At 56.8% G+C, this 21365-nt stretch carries 15 protein-coding genes and 1 pseudogene; 7 read left to right on the top strand and 9 right to left on the bottom strand.

Annotated elements, in window-relative coordinates; translation table 11 throughout:
- Nucleotides 1-10 precede the first annotated feature (10 nt).
- Genes INT21_RS16675 through etfB form a run of 3 tightly spaced genes read left to right on the top strand, consistent with a single transcriptional unit; the run spans nt 11 to nt 4126 of the window.
- Complete coding sequence (locus INT21_RS16675) at nt 11-2014, top strand: (Fe-S)-binding protein (RefSeq protein ID WP_193061725.1); 2004 nt, start codon at nt 11-13, stop codon at nt 2012-2014.
- Nucleotides 2011-3294 carry an electron transfer flavoprotein subunit alpha gene (gene etfA / locus INT21_RS16670; protein WP_193061724.1) on the top strand — a complete coding sequence of 428 codons (1284 nt, stop codon included), beginning with the start codon at nt 2011-2013 and terminating at the stop codon, nt 3292-3294. Before INT21_RS16675 ends, etfA begins: the two co-directional genes overlap by 4 nt.
- A complete protein-coding gene (gene etfB / locus INT21_RS16665) occupies nt 3284-4126 on the top strand; it encodes an electron transfer flavoprotein subunit beta (RefSeq protein WP_193061723.1) in 843 nt (280 codons plus the stop codon). Before etfA ends, etfB begins: the two co-directional genes overlap by 11 nt.
- A gap of 157 nt (nt 4127-4283) precedes the next feature.
- On the opposite strand, the gene INT21_RS16660 is transcribed toward etfB, so the two are convergent.
- Together INT21_RS16660 and INT21_RS16655 are read right to left on the bottom strand one after the other, a co-directional pair.
- Complete coding sequence (locus INT21_RS16660; RefSeq protein WP_089039336.1) at nt 4284-5171, bottom strand: DMT family transporter; 888 nt, start codon at nt 5169-5171, stop codon at nt 4284-4286.
- 67 nt (nt 5172-5238) lie between these two features.
- Nucleotides 5239-6820 (bottom strand): annotated as a pseudogene (locus INT21_RS16655) (BCCT family transporter).
- 244 nt (nt 6821-7064) lie between these two features.
- On the opposite strand from INT21_RS16655, the gene fdhA reads away from it, so the two are divergent.
- From fdhA to fdhF, 3 genes are all read left to right on the top strand, one after another.
- Complete coding sequence (gene fdhA, locus INT21_RS16650) at nt 7065-8258, top strand: formaldehyde dehydrogenase, glutathione-independent (RefSeq protein WP_009724036.1); 1194 nt, start codon at nt 7065-7067, stop codon at nt 8256-8258.
- Between the two features lie 165 nt (nt 8259-8423).
- Nucleotides 8424-10142 carry an NADH-ubiquinone oxidoreductase-F iron-sulfur binding region domain-containing protein gene (locus tag INT21_RS16645; RefSeq protein ID WP_193061722.1) on the top strand — a complete coding sequence of 573 codons (1719 nt, stop codon included), beginning with the start codon at nt 8424-8426 and terminating at the stop codon, nt 10140-10142.
- An 11-nt stretch (nt 10143-10153) separates the two neighbouring features.
- The gene (gene fdhF, locus INT21_RS16640; protein WP_193085490.1) at nt 10154-13006 is read left to right on the top strand and encodes a formate dehydrogenase subunit alpha; all 2853 of its coding nucleotides are present in this window, start codon (nt 10154-10156) and stop codon (nt 13004-13006) included.
- Between the two features lie 251 nt (nt 13007-13257).
- Here the strand turns inward: fdhF and INT21_RS16635 are convergent, their stop codons facing one another.
- From INT21_RS16635 to INT21_RS16625, 3 genes are read right to left on the bottom strand one after another with little or no spacing between them, the layout of a single operon-like run.
- A complete protein-coding gene (locus tag INT21_RS16635) occupies nt 13258-13851 on the bottom strand; it encodes a nucleotidyltransferase family protein (RefSeq protein WP_193061720.1) in 594 nt (197 codons plus the stop codon).
- Nucleotides 13841-14809, bottom strand: coding sequence for an XdhC family protein (locus INT21_RS16630; protein ID WP_193061719.1), 969 nt, complete (start codon nt 14807-14809; stop codon nt 13841-13843). Before INT21_RS16630 ends, INT21_RS16635 begins: the two co-directional genes overlap by 11 nt.
- Nucleotides 14809-17079: a xanthine dehydrogenase family protein molybdopterin-binding subunit gene (locus INT21_RS16625; RefSeq protein ID WP_193061718.1), complete on the bottom strand. Its 2271-nt coding sequence runs from the start codon at nt 17077-17079 to the stop codon at nt 14809-14811. The genes INT21_RS16630 and INT21_RS16625 overlap by 1 nt, the downstream gene beginning before the upstream one ends.
- Nucleotides 17080-17288: 209 nt before the next feature.
- On the opposite strand from INT21_RS16625, the gene INT21_RS16620 reads away from it, so the two are divergent.
- Nucleotides 17289-17771 carry a MarR family winged helix-turn-helix transcriptional regulator gene (locus tag INT21_RS16620; RefSeq protein WP_089039328.1) on the top strand — a complete coding sequence of 161 codons (483 nt, stop codon included), beginning with the start codon at nt 17289-17291 and terminating at the stop codon, nt 17769-17771.
- 41 nt (nt 17772-17812) lie between these two features.
- Here the strand turns inward: INT21_RS16620 and INT21_RS16615 are convergent, their stop codons facing one another.
- The 4 genes from INT21_RS16615 to INT21_RS16600 are packed head-to-tail and all read right to left on the bottom strand — an operon-like array spanning nt 17813 to nt 21260.
- Nucleotides 17813-18457, bottom strand: coding sequence for an N-carbamoylsarcosine amidohydrolase (locus tag INT21_RS16615; RefSeq protein WP_193061717.1), 645 nt, complete (start codon nt 18455-18457; stop codon nt 17813-17815).
- A 50-nt stretch (nt 18458-18507) separates the two neighbouring features.
- Entirely contained in the window at nt 18508-19269 is a 762-nt protein-coding gene (locus INT21_RS16610) for a maleate cis-trans isomerase family protein (RefSeq protein ID WP_319022110.1), read from the bottom strand.
- A gap of 15 nt (nt 19270-19284) precedes the next feature.
- On the bottom strand, nt 19285-20103 hold the full coding sequence (locus INT21_RS16605; protein WP_193061716.1) for an alpha/beta fold hydrolase: 819 nt from the start codon (nt 20101-20103) through the stop codon (nt 19285-19287).
- Nucleotides 20100-21260, bottom strand: coding sequence for an FAD-dependent monooxygenase (locus tag INT21_RS16600; protein ID WP_193061715.1), 1161 nt, complete (start codon nt 21258-21260; stop codon nt 20100-20102). Before INT21_RS16600 ends, INT21_RS16605 begins: the two co-directional genes overlap by 4 nt.
- Nucleotides 21261-21365: the final 105 nt, after the last annotated feature.

Raw genomic sequence — 21365 nt, 5'->3', positions numbered from 1 at the left:
GGTGAGTACCATGCTCGAAACGCTCTTGCCGATACTGATTTTTACTGCTCTGGCCCTGGCAGTAATCGGCGCTGTACGCCGTATACGCCTTTGGCGTCAGGGGCGCCCCTCGCGGGTGAACCTACTCCAGGGGTTGATGGCCCTGCCGCGCCGCTATTTGGTGGATCTGCACCATGTCGTGGGGCGCGACAAAATGATCTCCAATACCCACGTAGCCACCGCCGGAGGCTTCGTGGCTGCCGCCGTGCTGATGATCCTGGTGCATGGTCTGGGTATCGCTAACCCATTGCTAGGCGGGTTGCTGTTACTGGCTAGCACCTCCATGTTCGTCGGTAGCCTCTTCGTAGCGCGTCGGCGGCTTAACCCTCCTGCACGGCTCTCCAAAGGCCCCTGGATGCGGCTGCCAAAGAGCCTGATGGCGTTTTCGATAGGCGTTTTCCTGATCACACTGCCCACAGTAGGTTTGTTGCCTGAAGGGTTAGTAGAAGGCAGCGGTAGCTGGCTTCTGGCGCTGGCGTTGGCGGGCGTTGTGGTTTGGGGTCTGGGCGAAATGTTCTTTGGCATGACCTGGGGCGGCCCAATGAAGCACGCCTTCGCTGGCGCCTTACATCTCGCCTTTCACCGTCGTGCTGAGCGCTTTGGTGGTGGCCGGTCAACGGGGCTCAAAGCACTGAACCTGGAAGATGAGACAGCGCCTCTGGGCGTGGAAAAGCCTGCTGACTTTACCTGGAATCAACTGCTGGGCTTCGATGCCTGCGTGCAGTGCGGCCGCTGCGAGGCGGTGTGCCCTGCGTTTGCTGCTGGCCAACCGCTCAATCCCAAAAAGCTGATTCAAGACATGGTGGTGGGTTTTGCCGGTGGTAGCGATGCTGGCTATGCCGGTTCTCCTTATCCTGGTAAGCCAGTGGGAGAGCACCAAGGCGCTCCCCATGCGCCTATCGTGGCGCCTGTTGTTATGAAAGAGGGAAAGGCGTTGGTTGACGCCGAGACTCTCTGGTCGTGCACGACCTGCCGTGCCTGTGTCGAGGAGTGCCCAATGATGATTGAGCACGTGGATGCGATTGTCGATATGCGCCGCCACCTGACCTTGGAGCGGGGTAAGACACCCAATAAAGGTGCTGAGGTGCTCGACAACCTGATTGCTACCGACAATCCCGGCGGTTTCGACCCAGGCTCACGGCTCAACTGGGCGGCGGATCTTAACCTACCGCTAATGGCTGACCTAAAGCAGGTTGATGTGCTGTTGTGGTTGGGGGATGGCGCCTTTGATATGCGTAACCAGCGAACCCTACGTGCCCTGGTTAAAGTACTGCGTGCTGCCGAAGTAGACTTCGCCGTGTTAGGTGCTGAAGAGCGCGACAGTGGTGATGTGGCAAGACGATTGGGCGATGAAGCGACGTTCCAGTCCCTGGCTAAGCGCAATATTGCCACCCTGGCCAAGTATCGCTTCCAGCAGATTGTCACCTGTGATCCGCATAGTTTTCATGTGCTGGGCAATGAGTATGGCGAGTTGGGTGGTGCCAACTACGAGGTGCGCCACCACAGTACCTTTATTGCTGAATTGTATGACGCCGGACGGCTGACCTTTGCTCCCTGGAAAGGTGGCAGCGTTACTTATCACGACCCATGTTACTTGGGACGCTATAACGGTGAATACGAAGCCCCGCGGCGAGTGCTTAAAGCGCTGGGCATCCAGGTGGCCGAGATGGAGCGCTCTGGGTTCCGTTCGCGCTGCTGTGGCGGCGGCGGTGGGGCGCCAATCACGGATATTCCTGGTGAGCGCCGAATTCCCGACATGCGCATGAATGACGTTAAAGAGAGCGGCGCCGAGCTAGTGGCGGTGGGCTGTCCACAGTGCACTGCCATGCTGGAAGGTGTGGTGGATGCCAGCGCTGAAGTGCGCGATATCGCCGAACTGGTAGCTGATGCCCTGGTAGAGCGCCCTGCTGACGATGTGTCTGGGGTATCCCGCCGAACCACTGCAGTGACGACTGCTGAAGAGGTGACCTTATGAGTGAGATTATTCGCCGCGATCCGCGTCGCGAGTGGATCGCCCGGAACCGTCTTCATCCAGACCACACCAGTGTGCTCGCCGCCCTTGGCGTAAACAGGGAAGGCGGCGGAGCAGCCAGTGAGTGGCTGGGTCCCAACGGCGTGGTGCGTAAGAATCCTCGCGCCATCGGTTTTATCGGCCCCAATGGCGTCAAACGGATTGATCGTAGCGGCCTCCAGCAAGGTGGACAGGCCGCCGCGACCACTACGGCGGCCCGTGATAGCCGCCGCAGGGTGATCATTGATCAGCCCGCCTTTCTGGTAGCAGTAGTACCCGACCTGACCGGTGGCCGCCTTTCAAGCCATGATAAGGATCTGTTGGGATTAGCCAGACGCGTGGCGGATGCCGATGCCGAACAGCCTGGCGCTGTGGTGGCGGTCTTATTCGGCGAGCATAAGGAAGAAGCGCTTGGTGAAGCCGGGATCGATCGCGTCGTGCATCTTGATGATGAACTTTACGCAGGGTTTGCTCCCGAGGCACGGCTGGCGGTGTTAAGTGCCGTCGAACGGGAGATGACGCCGCGTTTCTGGCTGTTGCCGGACTCCCCCCTAGGCGGAGCTGATCTGGGGCGGCGGCTTGCCTTACGCCTGGGTGAACGCGCTGCCACGGGGGTGTGGCAGGTGGAAGTTGATAATGAGGCCTCCTTGGGTTGGCGCTGCACTGCCCGTGGCGCCGCTGGAAGCCTGGATATCCAGCGCCCTCTGCCGCGGGTTGCCCTGGCACTGGCCGAGTGCGCTGAGCCGGTGGATGAGACGCGGCATGCGGCTGAGCGCCAGACCTTGGCGGCGCCTATTCCCACCACTCTATCGCGCATTGAAGACCTGGGGCAGGTGGCAGTGGATCCCGCTGGTGTGGCGCTGGCCGAGGCTGAGTTCATCCTCTCTGCTGGCAATGGTGTTAAACAGTGGGACGCCTTCCACCATGCTGCGAAAGTGCTCGGTGCTACCGAAGGGGCCTCGCGTGTCGCGGTGGATGACGGCTTTATGGCTCGTGATCGGCAGGTAGGTGCAACCGGAACCTGGGTAACCGCCCGCGTCTATATGGCGGTGGGTATTTCAGGCGCTATCCAGCACCTACAGGGCATTCAACGCTGCGACAAGGTGGTGGCCATCAATCTCGATCCGGGGTGCGACATGATCAAACGCGCAGACCTGGCGGTGATAGGCGACAGCACGCAAATTCTTGCTGCGTTAGTGGCGATGGTGGAACAGCAGCGAGGAGGGCAGCGCGATGCGGCCTGAACAACAGCAAAAACAACAAAAAACGGGTATCGACGTAGCGGTGCTGGTCTCCATAGGCCGTCACCCCACAACCGGTCGTGCGAGGCGCGCCGAGCAGGATGCACGGGGTCTGGAGCTTGCCCTAGCCATGGAAGCAGAACTGCCGGGTAGTCGGATTGACGTACTGCACGCTGGTTCTCAGGATGTCGACAGCGAGGCAGCTCTGCGCAGTTACTTAGGTATGGCCACAGGCGTTGGTATGGGGCTTGAGTCCATGACTTTGCTGGAGCAGCCTGAAGGCAGCGATGCTATTCTGCCGCTGGTGGAACATTTAGCCGCTACCTCACCTCAGCTAGTGATCACCGGTACCCGGGCCGAGCGCGGAGAAGGTTCTGGGCTTTTGCCCTATGCGTTGGCGGAGCATCTCGGTTGGCCGTTAGTGAATAGCTTGGCGTCCATAGAGACAGTGGAAAATGGTGTGGTAACGCTGCTTCAGGCGCTGCCGCGGGGACAGCGTCGCCGTCTCAAGGTGCGCTTGCCCGCCATCATCAGCGTGGATGAAGCAGCGCCGGCGGCGCGTCAGAGCGCCTTCGGCCCGGCTCGTCGAGCCACCCTCTCGGTGGCGCCCACTACCTCTGAAGCCGACAGTGAGTTGGCCCAGTGGCACTTGAGCCCCGCACGTAAACGGCCTAAGCGTCTGAAAATCATCAAAGCCGCCTCTGCAAGAGACCGCTTCAAGGCGGCGGCTTCCAAAGCCGAGGGCAAGGGCGGGCAAGTGCTTACCGACGTTACCCCTGAGCAGGGCGCCGAGGCGATCTACAAGTTGCTCAAGGAAGAGGACGTGCTGCGCTGAAGTCTTTTGATCACGGCATGTTAGCACTCTTAAAGCCCGCCCTTTATTGGCGGGCTTCTTGTTATCTATTATTTAATCTCTGAGTCTTTATTTTCGAAGCCTTTACGTTTTAAGTCTTTACGTTCTCTGTCGTTATCTTCTTCTATGTTGTTATGACCTATTTGCCAGCAAAGCCAGGGTAAAGCCGCAGGCGCTGTCTTTCTAGATGTAACCCCATCCAGGCGTGTAGTACTAGCACCGTGATGACGATGACCCCGCCCAATAGTGTTGATGCCGTTGGCGTCTCGCCTAATAGCCACCACACCCATAGTGTGCCCAATGCGGTTTCCACCAGGTAAAACAGTGCCACCTCGGTAGACGGCAGGTAACGGGTGGCGCTATTGATCAGCACCGTGGCCAGAGGCATCTGCACTAGCCCCATCAGTGCCAGCACGCCATAACGCTCGGCATCAAGCGCCAGCGGCGAGGCCATGGGCAGAGCAATTGCTGCTGAGAGCAGTCCGCCACCAGCAATCACCGTCATGGGGTCAATGGCGGGATAGCGGCGTAGCAAGGTCAGGTTACCGCCGATGGCCGCCGCAGCCGTTAAGGCATACAGGTTACCCGCCAGCATTCCCATGGCGCCTTCGCCCAAGAACACCAAACCCATACCCAGCATGCAGACGGCAATGGCTACCAAGGTTCTTAGCGGCACCTTTTCATGTAGGAAAACCCGTGAAAACAGTGCGGCAAACAGTGGCGCTGTGCTCAGTATTACTACCACGTTGGCCACATTGGCGTTCATTACTGCGAGGACGAAGAGGCTCGACATTAGACCCAGCAGCAGCGCTGAGGCGAGTGACGAAAACGGATGGCTTCTCAGTGCCCCTAATCGATTACCCACACAGCACAGGACTCCCAGCACGCAGAACATCAAGAAACCGCGCCAGAATACGATGGTCCAGCCATCGGTGTTAGCTAGGCGGATCAGCAGACCGTCGAAACTGAGGAACACCACGCCCAGTATCACCATGGCCAGACCGCGCTGGTAAGAATTTGACTGCATTGTCTTGGTTCCTGGTCGGTAAAAGAGAGCAACCGCCCGCTGGTTGGGCGGGCGGTTGCGGGGGAGATTACTTGGCGGTTTTGGGTATTGCGTTAAGTTGTTGCCACTCCTTATTAAGGCCTATGTAAAGGCTGACGCACATCATTAATAGTACCAGTGTGAAGGGCAGCCCCGTGGCTACCGCGCCTGCCTGAAGCGCACTGAGCGCGGTGCTACCGCCGCCATACAGCAGCACTCCAGCAATGACGCCTTCAAGTGCGGCCCAGAAAACACGCTGGCCCTTAGGTGCATCGGTTTTGCCACCGGCGGTGATGTTATCGATTACCAACGAGCCGGAGTCTGATGAAGTGATGAAGAAAACCAGCACCAGGATAATGGCTAGTGTTGACGTTATGCTGGTGAGAGGCAACTGTTCCAGCATATGGAACATGGCGAGTGAGACATCACCAATGCCGTTGGCCAGTTCGCCTAATGCCGTTAGTCGCCTGAAAAAGAGCTGTACCGCCGAAGGCGCTCATCCAAACCAGCGTGACTAGCGTTGGTACCAGCAGTACGGCAATTAGAAACTCCCGAACGGTACGTCCACGCGAGACGCGAGCGATAAACATGCCGACAAACGGAGACCAGGAGATCCACCACGCCCAGTAAAAGATGGTCCAGCCGTGGTACCAGGTGTCGTCCTCGCGTCCGATCCAGTTCGACAGCGGCAAAAGGTGGCTTACATAGTCTAGCGTTGTGGTGCCAATCCCTGTCAATATCATCAGGGTCGGGCCTGCTATCACAACGAATAGCAGCAGTATCGCCGCGATGATCATATTAATGTTTGAGAATAGCTTTACGCCACCGTCGATACCCCGCCATACCGAGAATAGTGCAATCACCGTGACCACTAGGATGATCGCCAGCTGAGTGCCAATAGTGTTGGGGATGCCGAACAGATAGGCGAGCCCACCTGCCGCTTGGGTAGCGCCAAAGCCAAGCGAGGTGGCGAGGCCGAAAATGGTGGCGAGTACGGCAAGAATATCGATGATATGACCTGCCCAGCCGCGGGTATGCTCACCTAGAAGTGGATAAAAGGCGGAGCGAAGCGTGAGTGGCAAGCCCTTATTATAGGCAAAGAACGCCAGCGAGAGTGCGACAACTGCGTAGATTGCCCACGGGTGCAGCCCCCAATGAAACATGGTCGCGCCCATGGCAGCACTAGCGCCTTCCGGCGTGCCTGCGGGGGCGTTGAGGGGCGTACCGTACCAGTCGGTGTAATAGGCCACTGGCTCAGCAACGCTCCAGAACATTAGGCCGATACCCATACCCGCCGCAAAAAGCATGGCGAACCAGGACGTGCGCGAGTACTCCGGCTTGGCATCGCTGCCGCCCAAACGAATTCGCCCGAGGGGCAAGCAGATCAGTACGAGGCAGAACACCACAAAGGTATTGCCTGCAATCATAAACAGCCAGTCAAAGTGTTCAATTGACCAGTTCTTGGCAAGCCCTAGGTGCGTGTTAGCGGCATCCGGGTAAACCAGTGCGTAAAGAATGAATAGCAGAATGGCGAGAGCAGAGAGTGGGAATACGGGGTTATGAAAATCTAACCCCATTATCTGAGTATTGTCCTGTCCGGGCGACAGGACAGGATCGTCATTGTTCTTCATTAGATGTCCTTGGTGGCTATTGTTAGATATCGGCTATGCGCCCGCATCGCCGACACAACGGATTGTTGGGCCTGTTTCAGGGTAAGAGTGTCGTGAAAGCGACCTCTAGCTATTCGTCTTGGCTAGGATGTCTTGAATAGATATGTGAGTGCCTTTGTGGGGTAAGTCCTTAGGCACGGAGGGGATAGGGTGGGAAAGCGCAATCCACCATCAAGCGCACAACAATAAACAACAGGAGCTAGCCATGAATGCAGCCAACCGCGGAGTGGTCTATAAAGGGCCGGGTGAAGTCGCCGTCGAATCTATTGCCTATCCTGAGCTCGCCATCGGTAATCGAAAGTGTGAGCACGGCGTCATTCTTAAAGTCGTCACCACCAATATCTGTGGCAGCGACCAGCATATGGTGCGCGGCCGCACCACTGCGCCATCCGGCTTGGTGCTGGGTCACGAAATCACTGGTTTGGTGGTCGAGTGTGGTCGCGACGTCGAGTTTATCCAGCCCGGCGATCTCGTCTCGGTGCCGTTTAATATTGCCTGCGGTCGCTGCCGTAACTGTAAAGAAGGCCGTACCGGCATCTGTCTAAATGTGAACCCCTCTCGTCCAGGGGCTGCTTACGGCTATGTCGATATGGGTGGCTGGGTGGGTGGCCAGACCGAATATGTCATGGTTCCCTACGCGGACTTTAATCTGCTGAAGTTCCCGGACACCGATCAAGCGATGGAGAAAATCAAAGATTTAACCCTGCTGTCCGATATCTTCCCCACCGGCTTCCACGGTTGCGTTACTGCTGGTGTCGGCCCCGGTAGCACTGTTTACATTGCCGGTGCTGGCCCTGTGGGTCTGGCGGCGGCAGTTTCTGCGCAGTTGCTTGGCGCGGCTTGTGTGATTGTCGGCGATATGGTCGAAGACCGTTTAGCTCAAGCGCGAAGCTTTGGCTGCGAGACCATTGACCTGACCCAGGACGGCGACATGGCCGACAAGATTGAGGTGATTCTCGGCGAGCGTGAAGTCGATGCCTTTGTCGATTGTGTTGGTTTCGAGGCCCACGCCTGCGGCTGCAACCATGGTAAAGAAGCACCTGCGACCGTGCTGAACTCGGCGATGTCGCTAACTCGCGCGGGCGGCCAAATCGGTATTCCTGGCCTGTATGTGACCGAAGACCCAGGTGCCGCTGATGATGCCGCTAAGCAGGGTGCTTTGAGCATGCGCTTTGGCCTCGGCTGGGCCAAATCCCACAGTTTTCATACCGGACAGTGCCCGGTAATGAAGTACCACCGCCCGCTGATGCAGGCTATTCTATTCGGTAAAGTTAAGATCGCCGATGCGGTAAATGTACAGATGATCACTCTGGATCAGGCGCCCCAAGGATATGCCGACTTCGATGGCGGAGCCGCCAAGAAATTTGTCATCGATCCCCACGGCAGCGTGCCTGCATAAGCCGGAAGTAATTGCCCGTCCGTAGAGGAGACGAGATAGATAGTTCGAGGTAGATAGTTCGGTATAGATAGTTCAAGATTGATAGTAAGACCCTAGACGGCACCCCGCGGGGTGCCGTCTTCGTTCATTCGGCATCACGCCGATCAAAATAATAATGAGTGACCCATGACCGTCCAGACCGTGACCCCCAAGCGCCGCTTTCGCGGCAAGCCCCGCGGCCGTGAACTCGATCCCATTCGTCTTGAGGGATTGCGTGAACTGCTGGGCGATGAACGCAACGATGCCGCATTGCGCCGCCGCGATTTATTGATCGAGCATCTGCATGCTCTTCAGGATGCCCGAGGGCATTTGTTGTTGGCAGACCTGCGTGCCCTGGCAACTTATATGAACCTGCCTATGGCAGCGATCTATGAGACAGCAACCTTTTATGCTCACTTCGATGTCATCCATGAAGACCAGGAAGTGCCCCCGGCGTTGACCATCCGCGTTTGTGACTCTCTGGCTTGCCAGTTAGCTGGCGCTGAGGCGCTTAAAGCGCAGTTGGAAGCAAACGTCGATATCGAGCAAGTGCGGGTGTTGCGCGCGCCATGCATGGGGCGCTGCGACACAGCGCCCGTCGTGGAGGTCGGCCATCACCACTTGGGTCGAGCCGATGCGGCTCAAGTTCAGGCAGCTATCGATGGCGACGACACTCACCCTGCACCTATCGATTGGCAACGACTTGATAGCTATCGCGGCGAGGGTGGTTTTGCATTGCTCCAGGCCTGCCGCAACGGGGAAGTAACGGTCGAAGCACTGATGGAAGCGGTGCAGCAGGCCAACCTTCGCGGTTTAGGGGGCGCGGGTTTTCCTACTTTTAAGAAATGGCACTTTGTGCGTCAGGAGGCTGGTCCCCGCTACTGTGCCATCAATGCCGACGAGGGCGAACCCGGTACCTTTAAGGACCGTTATTATCTGGAGCGTTCGCCGCACCAGTTTCTTGAAGGTGCCTTGGTCAGTGCTTGGGCGGTAGACGCCGAGGCGCTGTATATCTACCTACGCGATGAGTATCCAGCGTTACATGTCGTGCTGCGCGAGGCAATTGGCGAGCTTGAAGGCGCTGGCCTAGTGGCGCCGGGATATATCGTGCTGCGCCGCGGAGCGGGTGCTTACATCTGCGGCGAAGAGTCGGCGATGATTGAGTCCCTGGAAGGCAAGCCGGGCAAGCCCCGCCATCGTCCTCCGTTTGTGGCTCAGAAAGGACTCTTTGACCGCCCAACGCTGGTCAATAACGTCGAGACCGTCTACTGGATTCCGATGATCTGGCAGCGCGGCGCTGAGTCTTTCTCCAGTCAGGGCCGCCATGGCCGCGTGGGGCTGCGCAGTTTCTCGGTTTCGGGGCGCGTTAAGCAGCCTGGCGTTTATCTGGCGCCTGCTGGCATCACGCTAAGCGAGTTAATTGACGAGTATTGTGGCGGCATGGCGGAAGGTCACCGCTTGGCGGCTTATCTGCCTGGTGGCGCCTCTGGCGGCATTCTGCCCGCCACTAAAGCCAATATTCCTCTCGACTTTGACACTCTCCAGGAGCACGGCTGTTTTATCGGTTCCGCTGCGGTGATCGTGCTTTCTGATCAGGACAATCTGCGCGGGGTTGCTACCAACCTACTAGCTTTCTTTGCCGATGAGTCCTGTGGCCAATGCACGCCGTGTCGGGTGGGAACCGAAAAAATGCTCACCCTGCTTGAGCGTAATGAATGGGATGCTGGGCTTATGACGCAGCTTTCCCAAGTGATGATAGATGCCTCTATTTGCGGGCTGGGACAGGCGGCACCTAACCCAGTATTGGGCTTGCTCAAGGATTTTCGCAGTGAACTGGCTGCCCAGAACGTTATCGTCAAGGGATAAGGGAGATCAGCATGAGTGAACAGAGCTTAAACCAAAGCTTTACCCTGACCCTGGATGGCGTTGACGTCAGCGCTTACCCCGGTGAAACCCTCTGGCAAGTCGCCAAGCGTGCCGGCGAGACCATTCCGCATCTGTGTTTCAAGGATGCCAGCGGCTATCGCGCCGACGGCAACTGCCGTGCTTGTATGGTGGAAATCGAGGGCGAGCGCACCTTGGCCGCAAGCTGTCTGCGCGAAGCGGCGCCCGGTATGGTGGTTAATAGTGCCAGCTCTGAACGCGCGCGCACGGCCCGCAAGATGGTCATGGAAATGCTGCTGGTCGACCAGCCTGAGCGCGAAGAGAGCCCCGACAGCTCAAGCCATTTCTGGGCCATGGCTGACCAGTTGGCCATTGATGCTACGGCGGTGCGCCGCAAGCTGCCCAAGCGCGAAGAGCGTGAGACGGCTACCGTGCACCATGTGTCGCCTAGGGTGGGTAGCCTGGAGCAAGACAGCAGCCACTCTGCCATGCGCGTTAACCTTGATGCCTGCATTGAGTGCAATCTGTGTGTGCGCGCCTGTCGTGAAGTACAGGTTAACGATGTTATTGGTATGGCTCACCGTGGGGCGGCGTCTAAGATCGTATTTGATTTCGACGACCCCATGGGAGACAGCACCTGTGTTGCTTGTGGCGAGTGTGTTCAAGCCTGCCCCACGGGGGCTTTAATGCCTGCCACCCTAGTGGATGAGCAAGGGCACGGAGACTCTGCTGTGGCTGACCGTAAGGTTGACTCAGTATGTCCCTACTGCGGGGTTGGCTGTCAGCTTACCTACCATATCAAAGACGATAAGATCCTTTATGTGGAGGGGCGCGACGGTCCTTCAAACGAGAACCGACTCTGTGTTAAAGGTCGCTTCGGCTATGACTATCCGCGCCATCCATCTCGGCTTGTTACCCCGCTGATTCGTCGTGAGGGTATCGCAAAGGGAATCGATCCAGATTTCGACCCCGCCCAGCCCCTGACACATTTCCGCAAGGCGAGCTGGGACGAAGCCCTTGAGGTGGCTGCCAGCGGGCTTGTGAACCTTAAAGTGAATCATGGCCCTGATGCCTTGGCGGGGTTCGGCAGTGCCAAGTGCTCCAACGAAGAGGCGTGGCTGTTCCAGAAGCTGGTGCGTACCGGATTTGGCTCCAACCATGTGGATCACTGTACCCGCTTGTGCCACGCCAGTTCGGTAGCAGCGCTCATGGAGTGTATCGGCTCCGGTTCGGTAACCGCTTCCTTTATGCAGGCCAGTCAGGCCGATGTAGTGATTCTTACCGGCTGTAATCCCGCGGTAAACCATCCGGTGGCGGCCACCTTCTTTAAACAGGCCGCCAAGCGCGGTACCAAGATAGTGATACTCGATCCCCGTGGTCAGGCGTTGGATGCCTACGCCCATCGCAGCGTTCGCTTTTCACTGGGTACGGATGTGGCGCTGTTTAATGCCATGCTCAATGTGATCATCAGCGAAGAACTTTATGACACGGCCTATATCGCCGAGCATACCGAAGGCTTTGAGGCGCTCAAAACGCATACGGTGGACATGACCCCAGAAGCGATGAGTGGTTTGTGCGGTGTTGAGCCAGAGACCATTCGCGAAGTGGCTAGGCTTTATGCCAACGCCGAGCGGGCAATGATTTTCTGGGGCATGGGCATTTCTCAGCATACCCATGGGACCGACAACGCCCGTTGTTTGATCTCGCTGGCGCTGGCTTGCGGCCAGACAGGTCGACCTGGGACTGGCTTGCACCCTCTGCGGGGGCAGAACAATGTTCAAGGGGCATCTGATGCCGGCCTGATTCCCATGGTGATGCCGGACTACCAGCCGGTTAGCGATGCGCAGGTACGCAGTGCTTTCGAAGAGCTGTGGAATACCAAGCTGGATCCCACGCCGGGTCTCACCGTGGTGGAAATTATGGATGCTATCGCTGCGGGCACCATTCGCGGCATGTATATCCAGGGTGAAAATCCGGCGATGTCCGATCCAGATCTGGCCCATGCCCGGGCCGCGTTGGCCAAGCTGGAACATCTGGTGGTACAGGATCTTTTTGTCACTGAAACCGCTCAGTTCGCCGATGTCATTCTGCCTGCCTCTGCTTGGCCTGAGAAGGACGGCACCGTCACCAACACCAATCGGCAAGTGCAGATGGGGCGTGCGGCGTTGCCGCTGCCGGGCCAGGCCAAGCCGGACTGGTGGATTATCCAGGAAATGGCTAAACGCTTCGGTCTCGACTGGAAATACCAGCACCCGCAGGACGTGTTCGCCGAGATGAAGCAAGGTATGGCCTCTCTCGACCATATTTCTTGGGAGCGTTTGGAGCGTGAGCAGTCAGTGACCTACCCATGCCCAGCGGAGGACGCACCGGGGCAAGACGTAGTCTTCAGCGAGGTCTTCCCTACGGCCAGTGGCCGGGCGAAGTTCGCGCCTACGCGTCCGCTGCCACCGGATGAGCCGGTAGATAACGACTATCCGACGGTGCTGACCACTGGTCGTCAGTTAGAACACTGGCATACCGGATCCATGACCCGCCGCGCCAAAGTGCTCGATGACCTGGAGCCAGAAGCCGTGGCGAGCTTGGCGCCCGCTGAGCTTATCCGGCTGGGGTTGGCGCCAGGCGATGACCTAACGATCACCACCCGGCGAGGGGCCATTACCCTCAAGGTCAGGACGGATCCGGGCATGCCCGAGGGGATGGTTTTCGTGCCTTTCTGCTACGAGGAAGCGGCGGCGAATCTACTCACTAACCCAGCGCTGGATCCATATGGAAAGATTCCAGAGTTCAAGTACGCCACTTGCCGGTTGAGCCGCCCGGAAACCCATATAAAGCGAGTTAGCCAGTAAGCTTTGACTGAAGGCAGTAGCGATTGATCAGGCGCTCAATAAAGGGCGCCTATCAACCAGCTACTCGGAATGATCGGTTGGGTCAGGTTGTAGCGTTGTCTGCCTCGAAATTGTAGAGCCAGTAAAGGTCTACGAGCGCTTAAATATGGTGTGAAAAGCCATTGATATGACGGCTAGATCAGCTTCAATAGTGGAAAGGGAGGCCGTCTTAGTTGACGGTCTCTTTTTATAATATCGTCATAGTTAGCATGTCAGAAGGGTGGAAATAAATTGTCTGGAGTATCAATGTCATAGCATACACCAGGATCATTGAGTGAAATTTTTACAATATGATTACTATACCGCTGGAGAATAGCGGATGCGCCGTTGGGGTGGCTTAAGTCAGCGATATGTTCCCAAAATCTTCTACCAAAAATAACCGGGTGGCCTGGGATCTGTAGGTGTGTTGGCTGAACGATATTTTCTGCGCTAGACATGTCTGCTAATAACTTACACGTTTTTTGAGTCACCCAAGGGAGATCGGCAAGCCAAATCGCCGCGGATCGGTAATTATTAAATTTTTCGTCTGAGCATAGATATTTGAAAGCATCGCTAATGCTGTATCCAAGTCCTAAATGACTGCGCGGGCTAACCAGCGTTGGCGTGATTGGAGAAAGACCGAGTGATTGAGCCTTATCATCTTCTCTAAGCACAACGATAATGTTTGGAAAGTGCTTCTGAATAGTTAACAACGTGGAGGTCAGTAGTGTCTTTCCATTGCTTAATTTAGCAATTCTTTTATCGCTACCAAAACGACGAGACTGGCCAGCCGCCATGACAATCACGATGATATCACTACAGCTCATGACGTGTTTTTCCACGATAAATGCGGTGAATATTGGCCATGACGGCTAACGCAATTTCAGCAGGTGTTTTGCTGCCTAAATTAAGCCCAATGGGCATGTTAATTCGTGCTACTTGGGCACTTGTTAGGCCGCCAGAGCGCAGCAGCCGCTCTGCACGTTGTTGTGAGGTCTGATGAGAACCCATGACCCCAATGTAAAATGCATTCGTACGGACGGCTTCGATCATGGCTAAATCATCAATACGCGGGTCATGGGTCAAGGCAACAATGGCGGTATTGGCATGGCAGCCACCTGATGAAATAAACACCGAAGGTAGAACGGCCTGCACTTCTATGCCGGGTACATCGAAATTTTTTCGGACTTCGTCCCTGGGTTCACAGACAATCACTTCAAAACCAAGCGTTTGGGCAAACAGCGCACAGGGCGCAGAGACGGAGGAGATCCCCGCGATAATCAGCCGTAGCGCAGGGCCTATGCGAATATTGACGCTAGCGGTATCAAAAATAACGGTGGGCTCGGTGTTCTTCGAGGGGTTAAAGCGCTTGCCGCTGCCATCCAATTTGATACAGCGGGTTAGCGGTTGGCGACCCAGTAGCGTGGCATGCACCACTTCTAGGTGAGTGAGGTTTTCGGTGTTGGGCGCTAGCCGTTCAACCAGCACTTCAAGGCTACCACCGCAGGGTAAACGAATATTCGCTGAACCAGCGTCACCGCCATAGCGCACCCGCTGAACCGGTTCGTTGAACGCTCCCGTTTGAAGCCTGGTGATAAAGTCCTCTTCGACACAGCCGCCCGACAGTGACCCCAGATAGTCGCCTGTCGAACATGCTACTAGCATGGCACCCGGCTCCCGGGGTGCCGAGCCAAAGGTTTTTAGCACCGTACACAACCAAATAGTCAGCCCCTGGTTGGCCCATTTCAATGCGCGTTCGATAACCTGTAGATCAAGGTGTTGCATTAACTAGCCGCCTCCATCGGGAATCGATGGGATGCTTTCAGCGCGTCGCGAATGGTGTCAGGGGTAAAAGGAGGATGGGTAAAGCGCACCCCCGTGGCATCAAAAAGCGCGTTGGCAATCGCAGGAGCGCCGGGCAGTGAGGCGGACTCGCCTACGCCGAGTGGCGGCAGTTCTGGACGATCAAGCAGCATGACGTTGATGGGGGGGAGCTCCGAGAAACGCAGAATAGGGTAGCCGCCCCACTCTTTGCTGGTCGGTAAACCATCCTCAAAGGTCACCCGCTCCTTTAACGTGCGGCTGAGCATTTGGATCACATTGCCATGCACCTGATGGCGAACGCCTGCGGGGTTCACCATTAAGCCCGCATCCTGACCTACATATAAATTCTCGACGACAATCCGTCCACTCTTCACATTGACTTTAAGCTCAATTACCCAGGCGGCGAGCGCGGCGCCAAAGCCGGGGAATTTGCTATGCACGTACTGGGCGTAAGCGAAGCCTCGGCCGTAGCGCCACTCACCCTCGCTTCTTGGGTTGGTGTTAGCGATGCTGGGCTTCCAGTTCGCACGTTCGGCTAACGCTTCGACAAGTTCGCAAGCGCGATTATCGGCTAAATAGCGCAACCGGTAGGTGACTGGATCTTCATTTGCTAAATAGGCAAGCTCATCAATATAGCTTTCGTGGGCGAAGGTGCTGGGCAATGCCGAGACGCCACGTAGCCAGGAGGCGCGCACCAGAGTCGGGACGTCGTCGCAGACTATTTGGCGATGAGGGTAGCGGTAGGGTGGCACCGACGTTCTATCTCCCATCTCAAAGGGGATATCAATAGGCGAGGCAGCACCGGTTAGCAGTAGTGCCAGGGTGGGCGCACTGTTAGAGGGGTAGCGCGTATTAAAGCGATAGCCTGCCGGGCTGCCATCTGCATTTAAACCGCCCTGGATCGCCATATACTGAGCAGCTCCTTTAGGCTCCCAGGTGTGCTCCTGCTCACGGGTGAGTTGCACACGGACGGGGCGGCCAACCGCCTGAGAGAGTAGTACAGCATCCGCGCCAACATCGTCGGCGCAATTGCGCCCATAGCAGCCCGAGGTTTCCATGCGGGTAATGGTGATAACGCCTTCGTCTAAACCGGTAAGGCGGGCGAGATCGGCGCGCAGGCTGTGTGGATTTTGGGTGCCCGACCATACGTGCAGGCCATCTTCATTGGCATCGGCGACGGAGCACGAAGGGCCAATGGAGCCGTGCAGCTGGAAAGGCCACACATAGTGACGATTGAGCGGATATTGCGCGGCGGCTAGCGCATTGTCGAGATCACCCTCATCGAGGAGTATGCGCTGCTTGTTGGGTAAGTCGAGCAGTGCTTGCTCTATGTTGTCCAACTGAGGCAAGCCTTCGATGGGGCGCCACTGGATCTTGAGCTGTTTGGCTGCGGCAGCAGCCTGTTCTTCACGTTCGGCCACCACACCAACAAAGTCACCGACCACCACGACACTGACCACGCCTGGCAAATGTGCCACGGAGCTTTCATCAACCGCGATTAAACTGTTGCCAATAAAGTCGCCGTTATCATGGCCTACATAAGGCGGGCGAATCACTCGCCCATGCAGCATATCGGGCAGGCGTAGGTCGTGGATAAAGGTCAATTGCCCGGTGGCCTTGGCGGGTATATCCACGCGAGAGGTCGATTGGCCGACCAGGGTATAGTGGCTGACCGGCTTAAGCGGCACCTCATCGGTAAGCTTTAATGCATGACGGGTCCCCCGCAGCAACTCTCCAAAGCTCACGGATGAGTGGTTATCATCACTGGGCATAATAGCGCCGTTTTGGCAGCTAAGTAGTGAGCGCTCAGTGTCAAAGTGCTTTGCTGCCAGTGTTAATAGATACTCCCGCGCTTGAGCCGCCGCGCGGCGTAGAGGTTCGGCAGTGATTTGAATCGACGCACTAGCAATAGTGGGGCCTTGGTTGGGGGCTTCAACAGAGTTGCCCAGCACCATGGTAACGCTGTCGAACGCGACGCTAAGCTCTTCCGCAACAATTTGAGCGAGCGCCGTGCGTATACCGGTGCCCAAGTCTACGTGGCCGTTGAAAGCCACGATGTGGCTATCGCTCAGCACGGCAATAAATATCTCAGGCTCATGGGGAGTGAAGTTTGAGTGTGTACCTGGCTGTCCGGGCGCGGGCTTAGGGGGTGTAACCGGGTCGCGATAGATCACCAGAACATCAGATCCATACAGCAGTGACTCTCTTGTATAGTCTGATTTATCGGCCATGCTTGCCTCCCACGCTAGCGTTTTAAGTAATCAGTGCAGATGAATTTGAGGTGATCAACGAGCAATAACTAAGGTAAAATTGTAGCGTGTACGCCATAAAAGCATGGTGAATTGATCCAGCGCAAGCCGTATTTAATACGTTGATGCATCATTTTGTTAACCAGTGCCATACTCGATACACGTCGTCGCTAATAGATTAAGGAGATGGAATGACAACGGATAGTGCGCTCAAACACTCGTCTTCCGGCGAGCACCCCACGCCTTCAGAGCAGGGGTATGATTTTTCTGAGCAAGTAGGCCATCTACTGCGTAAAGCCTACCAGCGGCATACGGCTATTTTTCAGCGCTACAGCAGTGATAAACAGCTTACGGCCATTCAGTTTGTCACGCTGTGTACGGTGATGGAGCGAGGTCCCAGCTCGTTAACCGACATCGTTAACGCCACGGCGATTGATCCAGCCACCATCCGTGGCGTCATTAAACGCCTTAAAGCACGTGAGTGGATCTCGCTCACCACCGACCCCAATGATCAACGCAAAGTCATGGTAGTGATCACCGAGCCTGGGGAGACATTAGTCGAGGGCATGGTGCCCAGTGCCAAGCAAATTAGCGATCAGACCATGAAAAATCTCAATCCGGCAGAGCGGGTTGCTTTAATGCACCTGCTGGAAAAAATGAACGCGGACGGATGACACAGCTGAGGTGCCCGCTTCACTTGCGTTTTCGGGCACTCCTAACGCTTCATTAAGTAACCCAGTGTTTCATCCAGTCTAATTACATCCCCATATTTGCTATCGATATCAAACAGGTTGGCTTCATGGGGCGCGGGGTGGCGATCGCCCACGCAATCACGTACCACCATCACCCGAAAGCCGTGCTGTACGCCGTCAACGGCGGTGGCGCGAATGCAGCCGCTGGTGGAACAGCCGGTAATGATCAGCGTATCGACGCCCATGGCGACCAGCGTGAAGGCAAGCGAAGTACCAAAGAAGGCGCTGGCGTACTGCTTGGTCATTATCAGCTCATCTTGATGGGGGGCCACCTCGGGGCAGAACTCGGCGTAAGGGTTGCCCGCCACCATCGCCCGCATTACCGGCGACTTCTTGACCCAAATGCCACCATCAATTTGATCCGGGGCGTGATAAAGGATGTTGGTGTGGATGACTGGCGTGCCAGTGCGCCGTGCGGTATTGAGTAGCGGTGGCATATTGGCCACCGCATCCACCACGCCCTGGGCAAATAGCGGCGAGCCTGGCGTGGTGTAGCCTTGCATAAAATCAACCACCAGCAGTGCGGGCCTTTTGCCAAAGCCAATGCGTCCATCCCACACGCCCTTGTAGTTGTCCGAGGCCGTATTATCAGTATTGTGCTGCGACATGGTCGTCTCCTTAATCAGCACTCTAGATCGTTAATCAGCACCTGATCTCGTTAGTAAGCCCCTGACAAGAGAGCACCCGCGCCCGGTACGATGGGTTCCAGGTCGAGTGCCTTGAGCATGGCGTAGGTGGTCGCGATAGCTGCGGTCACCACTGGCTTACCGGTCAGGGCTTCAACCTTGGCAACGGCCGGTAGCGATGGCATTTGTACACAGGCCGACAAGACGATCGCATCCACGTTACTTAAATCGAGGCTGGCGACGATTTCGGGGAGATTGGCGGGATCGTGGCGAGCGACATCCAGGTTATTGGGGATCTCAAGCGCCCGGTAGTCGAGCACCTCAATGCCTTCCTGACGGATGTAGTCGACCACCATTTCGGTCAGCGGCTTCATGTAAGGCGCCACTACCACCACACGTTTGGCTTTCATCACACCCAGGGCATCAACCAGCGCACCGGCGCTGGTGACCACCGGCGTGTCGCAGCCATTCTCTTCGGTGCGGCTGCGCAAACGCTTTTGCGACGCTCGGTGGTAGCCGGGCCCCATCGCCATAATGGCAACCAGGCAGGCATACCCCATCACATCCACTGCTGCATCGGAGAGCTCCAAGGCACAGCGGTCAGACTCCGCATCCATCGCGGCCAGCTCGTCCTTGCTGACGGTTTTCATACGCATGCGGCTGGAGTGGAAGGTAAAGCGCTCCGGGCGGATTAACTGCCGCGCCGTAAGCATGGCGGGTATTTCGGTCTCCATGGTGATATTGGAGCTGGGGACGATTTGGCCGATGCGGTAGGTCTTGGTGCTCTGAGTCATGATTATTGGCCTTGGTTAGAGTTGTGTGCCCAGGAAGTCTTCAAACGCGGCAAAAAAGCCGTCGAAGTCATCCCAAGGAATCATATGGCCCGCCTGTACCGCGGTTGTGATGCGAATGGTCGGCAACAGGTCGAGAATCTCAGCGCGGTCTTCATCCTGGATAACCCCGCCCTTGCCTGCACACATCAGTAGCGTGGGCACTTTGATAGCGGGGAAGTCCTGGTGGATATCGACGCTGTGGAACTCTTCAAACGCCTGAACAATGGCGGGCTCAAAGCAAGTGTGTAACCACTCGGCGCGTAACCGCAGCTGCTCGTCGCTCCAGGTGGGGCAGTAGTGGCGCATGGTTTCGATGTCTGCGCCCCGGGTGCAGTCGCGAATCGAGTCTACATACCAGGGCAGCTTGCTGGGGTACTCACGGCGCCCTGGCCCTGAAACCGGTGGGTCGATAAGTACCAGTTTGTCGATGCCCTTGGCGCCGCGATTCATGGCGCGCAGCGCAAAGCGCGCCCCCATGGAGTGGCCCGCCAGAATGACGTTGCTTAAACCGAGCGCATCAATAAAGGCGATCACATCGTTGGCACAGGTGTCGGTGTCATAAGCAAGTTCAGGCCCGGTGGACGACAAGCCACGCCCACGGACATCCAGCACATAAGTGTCGAAGTGCTGGCCCAGGCGCTCGGCCACAAAGCCCCAGGTAATCGCCGGGCTGGTGATGCCGGGGATTAGCACCAGCGGCTGGCGCGCTGTCTCGGCGCTGTCACCAAAGCGCAGGTAGTGCTGACGAATTCCATTGGCGTGTACGTTGGCGCCATAGAGATAGGTGCTGCTCATGCTGGGCTCCCTTGACTGGTGGGTTGCTTCAGCGGTACTTCAAAGGGGTCATAGGCGAATACCCAGGCCGGGTCTTCGTCTTCCCGTAACCAGGTATTGTCGTGGGAAACCTGCTGAACCCGCGAAGCGCGTTCAAAACGGTTGGTGCGGTAAAGTTCGAATGCTTGCTGGTAGTTTTTGGCGCCCACTTCTTCCAGGCAGCGTACCAGCATGGCGGCGTCTTCAATGGCCATGGCCGCGCCCTGGGCCATATGAGGCTTCATCGGGTGGCAGGCATCGCCCAGCAGCACCAGTCGATTTTCATGCCACAGTGGCAGCGGGTTGCGCTCCAGCAAGGGCCATTTGGTAACGGTTTCAGTGCAGTCAATTAGTGCTTGTACGGTGGGATGGTAACCCTCGAATGCTTTGCGCATCTCTTCCCGGGAGCTGTCGACGAAGGAAGTGCCGTGGCTCCAGTCGGGTTCAGGCACGCCAGTCACGTAGTAATACTCCTTCTCGTCGCCGGTCACGAAGTAGACCATCATGTGGCGGTCTTCCGACCACCACTTCACGCAGGCTTCGAAATCCAGGTCGTATGCCTTGAGTTTTTCGGCAGAGATAATGGCTCGGTGAGCAACCCAGCCGCTATAGATTGGCGCCTCCGGACCCAGCAGCTTCTCGCGCAGTCGCGAATTGACCCCATCGGCGCCGATCACCAGGTCGGCCTCTTCTGTCGTACCGTCAGCGAAGGTCATGACGACCTTGTCGCCGCTGTCGTCGACATCGACCAGGCGCTTATCGAAATAAAGATTGTCCTGGTCGAGCGTGCTGACCATTAATTCGTGCAGATCGCCACGGTGTACGGTGATATAGGCTGCGCCATAGTTTTCGCGCGCAAACTCGCCTAGCGGGATACGAGACTGGTACTCGCCGGTCATGCCGTTGCGGCTGAACCAGTAATCGGGGTGTGAGCCCATGGTATTGAGCTTCTCTTCAATGCCAATGCGGCGCATTACTTTCATCACGTTGGGGCCAAGGTGAATGCCTGCCCCAAGGCGCGCAAACGCGGGTGCCTGTTCGTACACCTTGGTGGGGTAACCCGCTTTCTGCAGTAGCGCGCCTGCAGCGGCGCCGCCAAGGCCCGCGCCAATAACGGCTATGGTGGGTTTATTGTTCATATTCTGGTTTCCTCGCTGTTTTATTCGCCTATCACTCGTTTCTGCATGCGTTCGCGAATGCTATAAAACAACGTATACACCATTTATTTTTTGGTCAAGAATTAG

Source organism: Halomonas sp. 3F2F, from assembly GCF_014897805.1.
GTDB lineage: Bacteria > Pseudomonadota > Gammaproteobacteria > Pseudomonadales > Halomonadaceae > Vreelandella.
This window is presented reverse-complemented; position numbering and strand designations above follow the sequence as displayed.

What these genes read in the sequence shown, in the direction of transcription:
- INT21_RS16660 (WP_089039336.1), bottom strand. Translation starts at nt 5,171, where the DNA reads ATGCAGTCAAATTCTTACCAGCGCGGTCTGGCCATGGTGATACTGGGC.
- INT21_RS16620 (WP_089039328.1), top strand. Translation starts at nt 17,289, where the DNA reads ATGACAACGGATAGTGCGCTCAAACACTCGTCTTCCGGCGAGCACCCC.
- INT21_RS16600 (WP_193061715.1), bottom strand. Translation starts at nt 21,260, where the DNA reads ATGAACAATAAACCCACCATAGCCGTTATTGGCGCGGGCCTTGGCGGC.
- INT21_RS16675 (WP_193061725.1), top strand. Translation starts at nt 11, where the DNA reads ATGCTCGAAACGCTCTTGCCGATACTGATTTTTACTGCTCTGGCCCTG.
- INT21_RS16610 (WP_319022110.1), bottom strand. Translation starts at nt 19,269, where the DNA reads ATGACTCAGAGCACCAAGACCTACCGCATCGGCCAAATCGTCCCCAGC.
- INT21_RS16630 (WP_193061719.1), bottom strand. Translation starts at nt 14,809, where the DNA reads ATGCAACACCTTGATCTACAGGTTATCGAACGCGCATTGAAATGGGCC.
- etfB (WP_193061723.1), top strand. Translation starts at nt 3,284, where the DNA reads ATGCGGCCTGAACAACAGCAAAAACAACAAAAAACGGGTATCGACGTA.
- fdhA (WP_009724036.1), top strand. Translation starts at nt 7,065, where the DNA reads ATGAATGCAGCCAACCGCGGAGTGGTCTATAAAGGGCCGGGTGAAGTC.
- fdhF (WP_193085490.1), top strand. Translation starts at nt 10,154, where the DNA reads ATGAGTGAACAGAGCTTAAACCAAAGCTTTACCCTGACCCTGGATGGC.
- INT21_RS16645 (WP_193061722.1), top strand. Translation starts at nt 8,424, where the DNA reads ATGACCGTCCAGACCGTGACCCCCAAGCGCCGCTTTCGCGGCAAGCCC.
- INT21_RS16615 (WP_193061717.1), bottom strand. Translation starts at nt 18,457, where the DNA reads ATGTCGCAGCACAATACTGATAATACGGCCTCGGACAACTACAAGGGC.
- INT21_RS16625 (WP_193061718.1), bottom strand. Translation starts at nt 17,079, where the DNA reads ATGGCCGATAAATCAGACTATACAAGAGAGTCACTGCTGTATGGATCT.
- INT21_RS16605 (WP_193061716.1), bottom strand. Translation starts at nt 20,103, where the DNA reads ATGAGCAGCACCTATCTCTATGGCGCCAACGTACACGCCAATGGAATT.
- etfA (WP_193061724.1), top strand. Translation starts at nt 2,011, where the DNA reads ATGAGTGAGATTATTCGCCGCGATCCGCGTCGCGAGTGGATCGCCCGG.
- INT21_RS16635 (WP_193061720.1), bottom strand. Translation starts at nt 13,851, where the DNA reads ATGAGCTGTAGTGATATCATCGTGATTGTCATGGCGGCTGGCCAGTCT.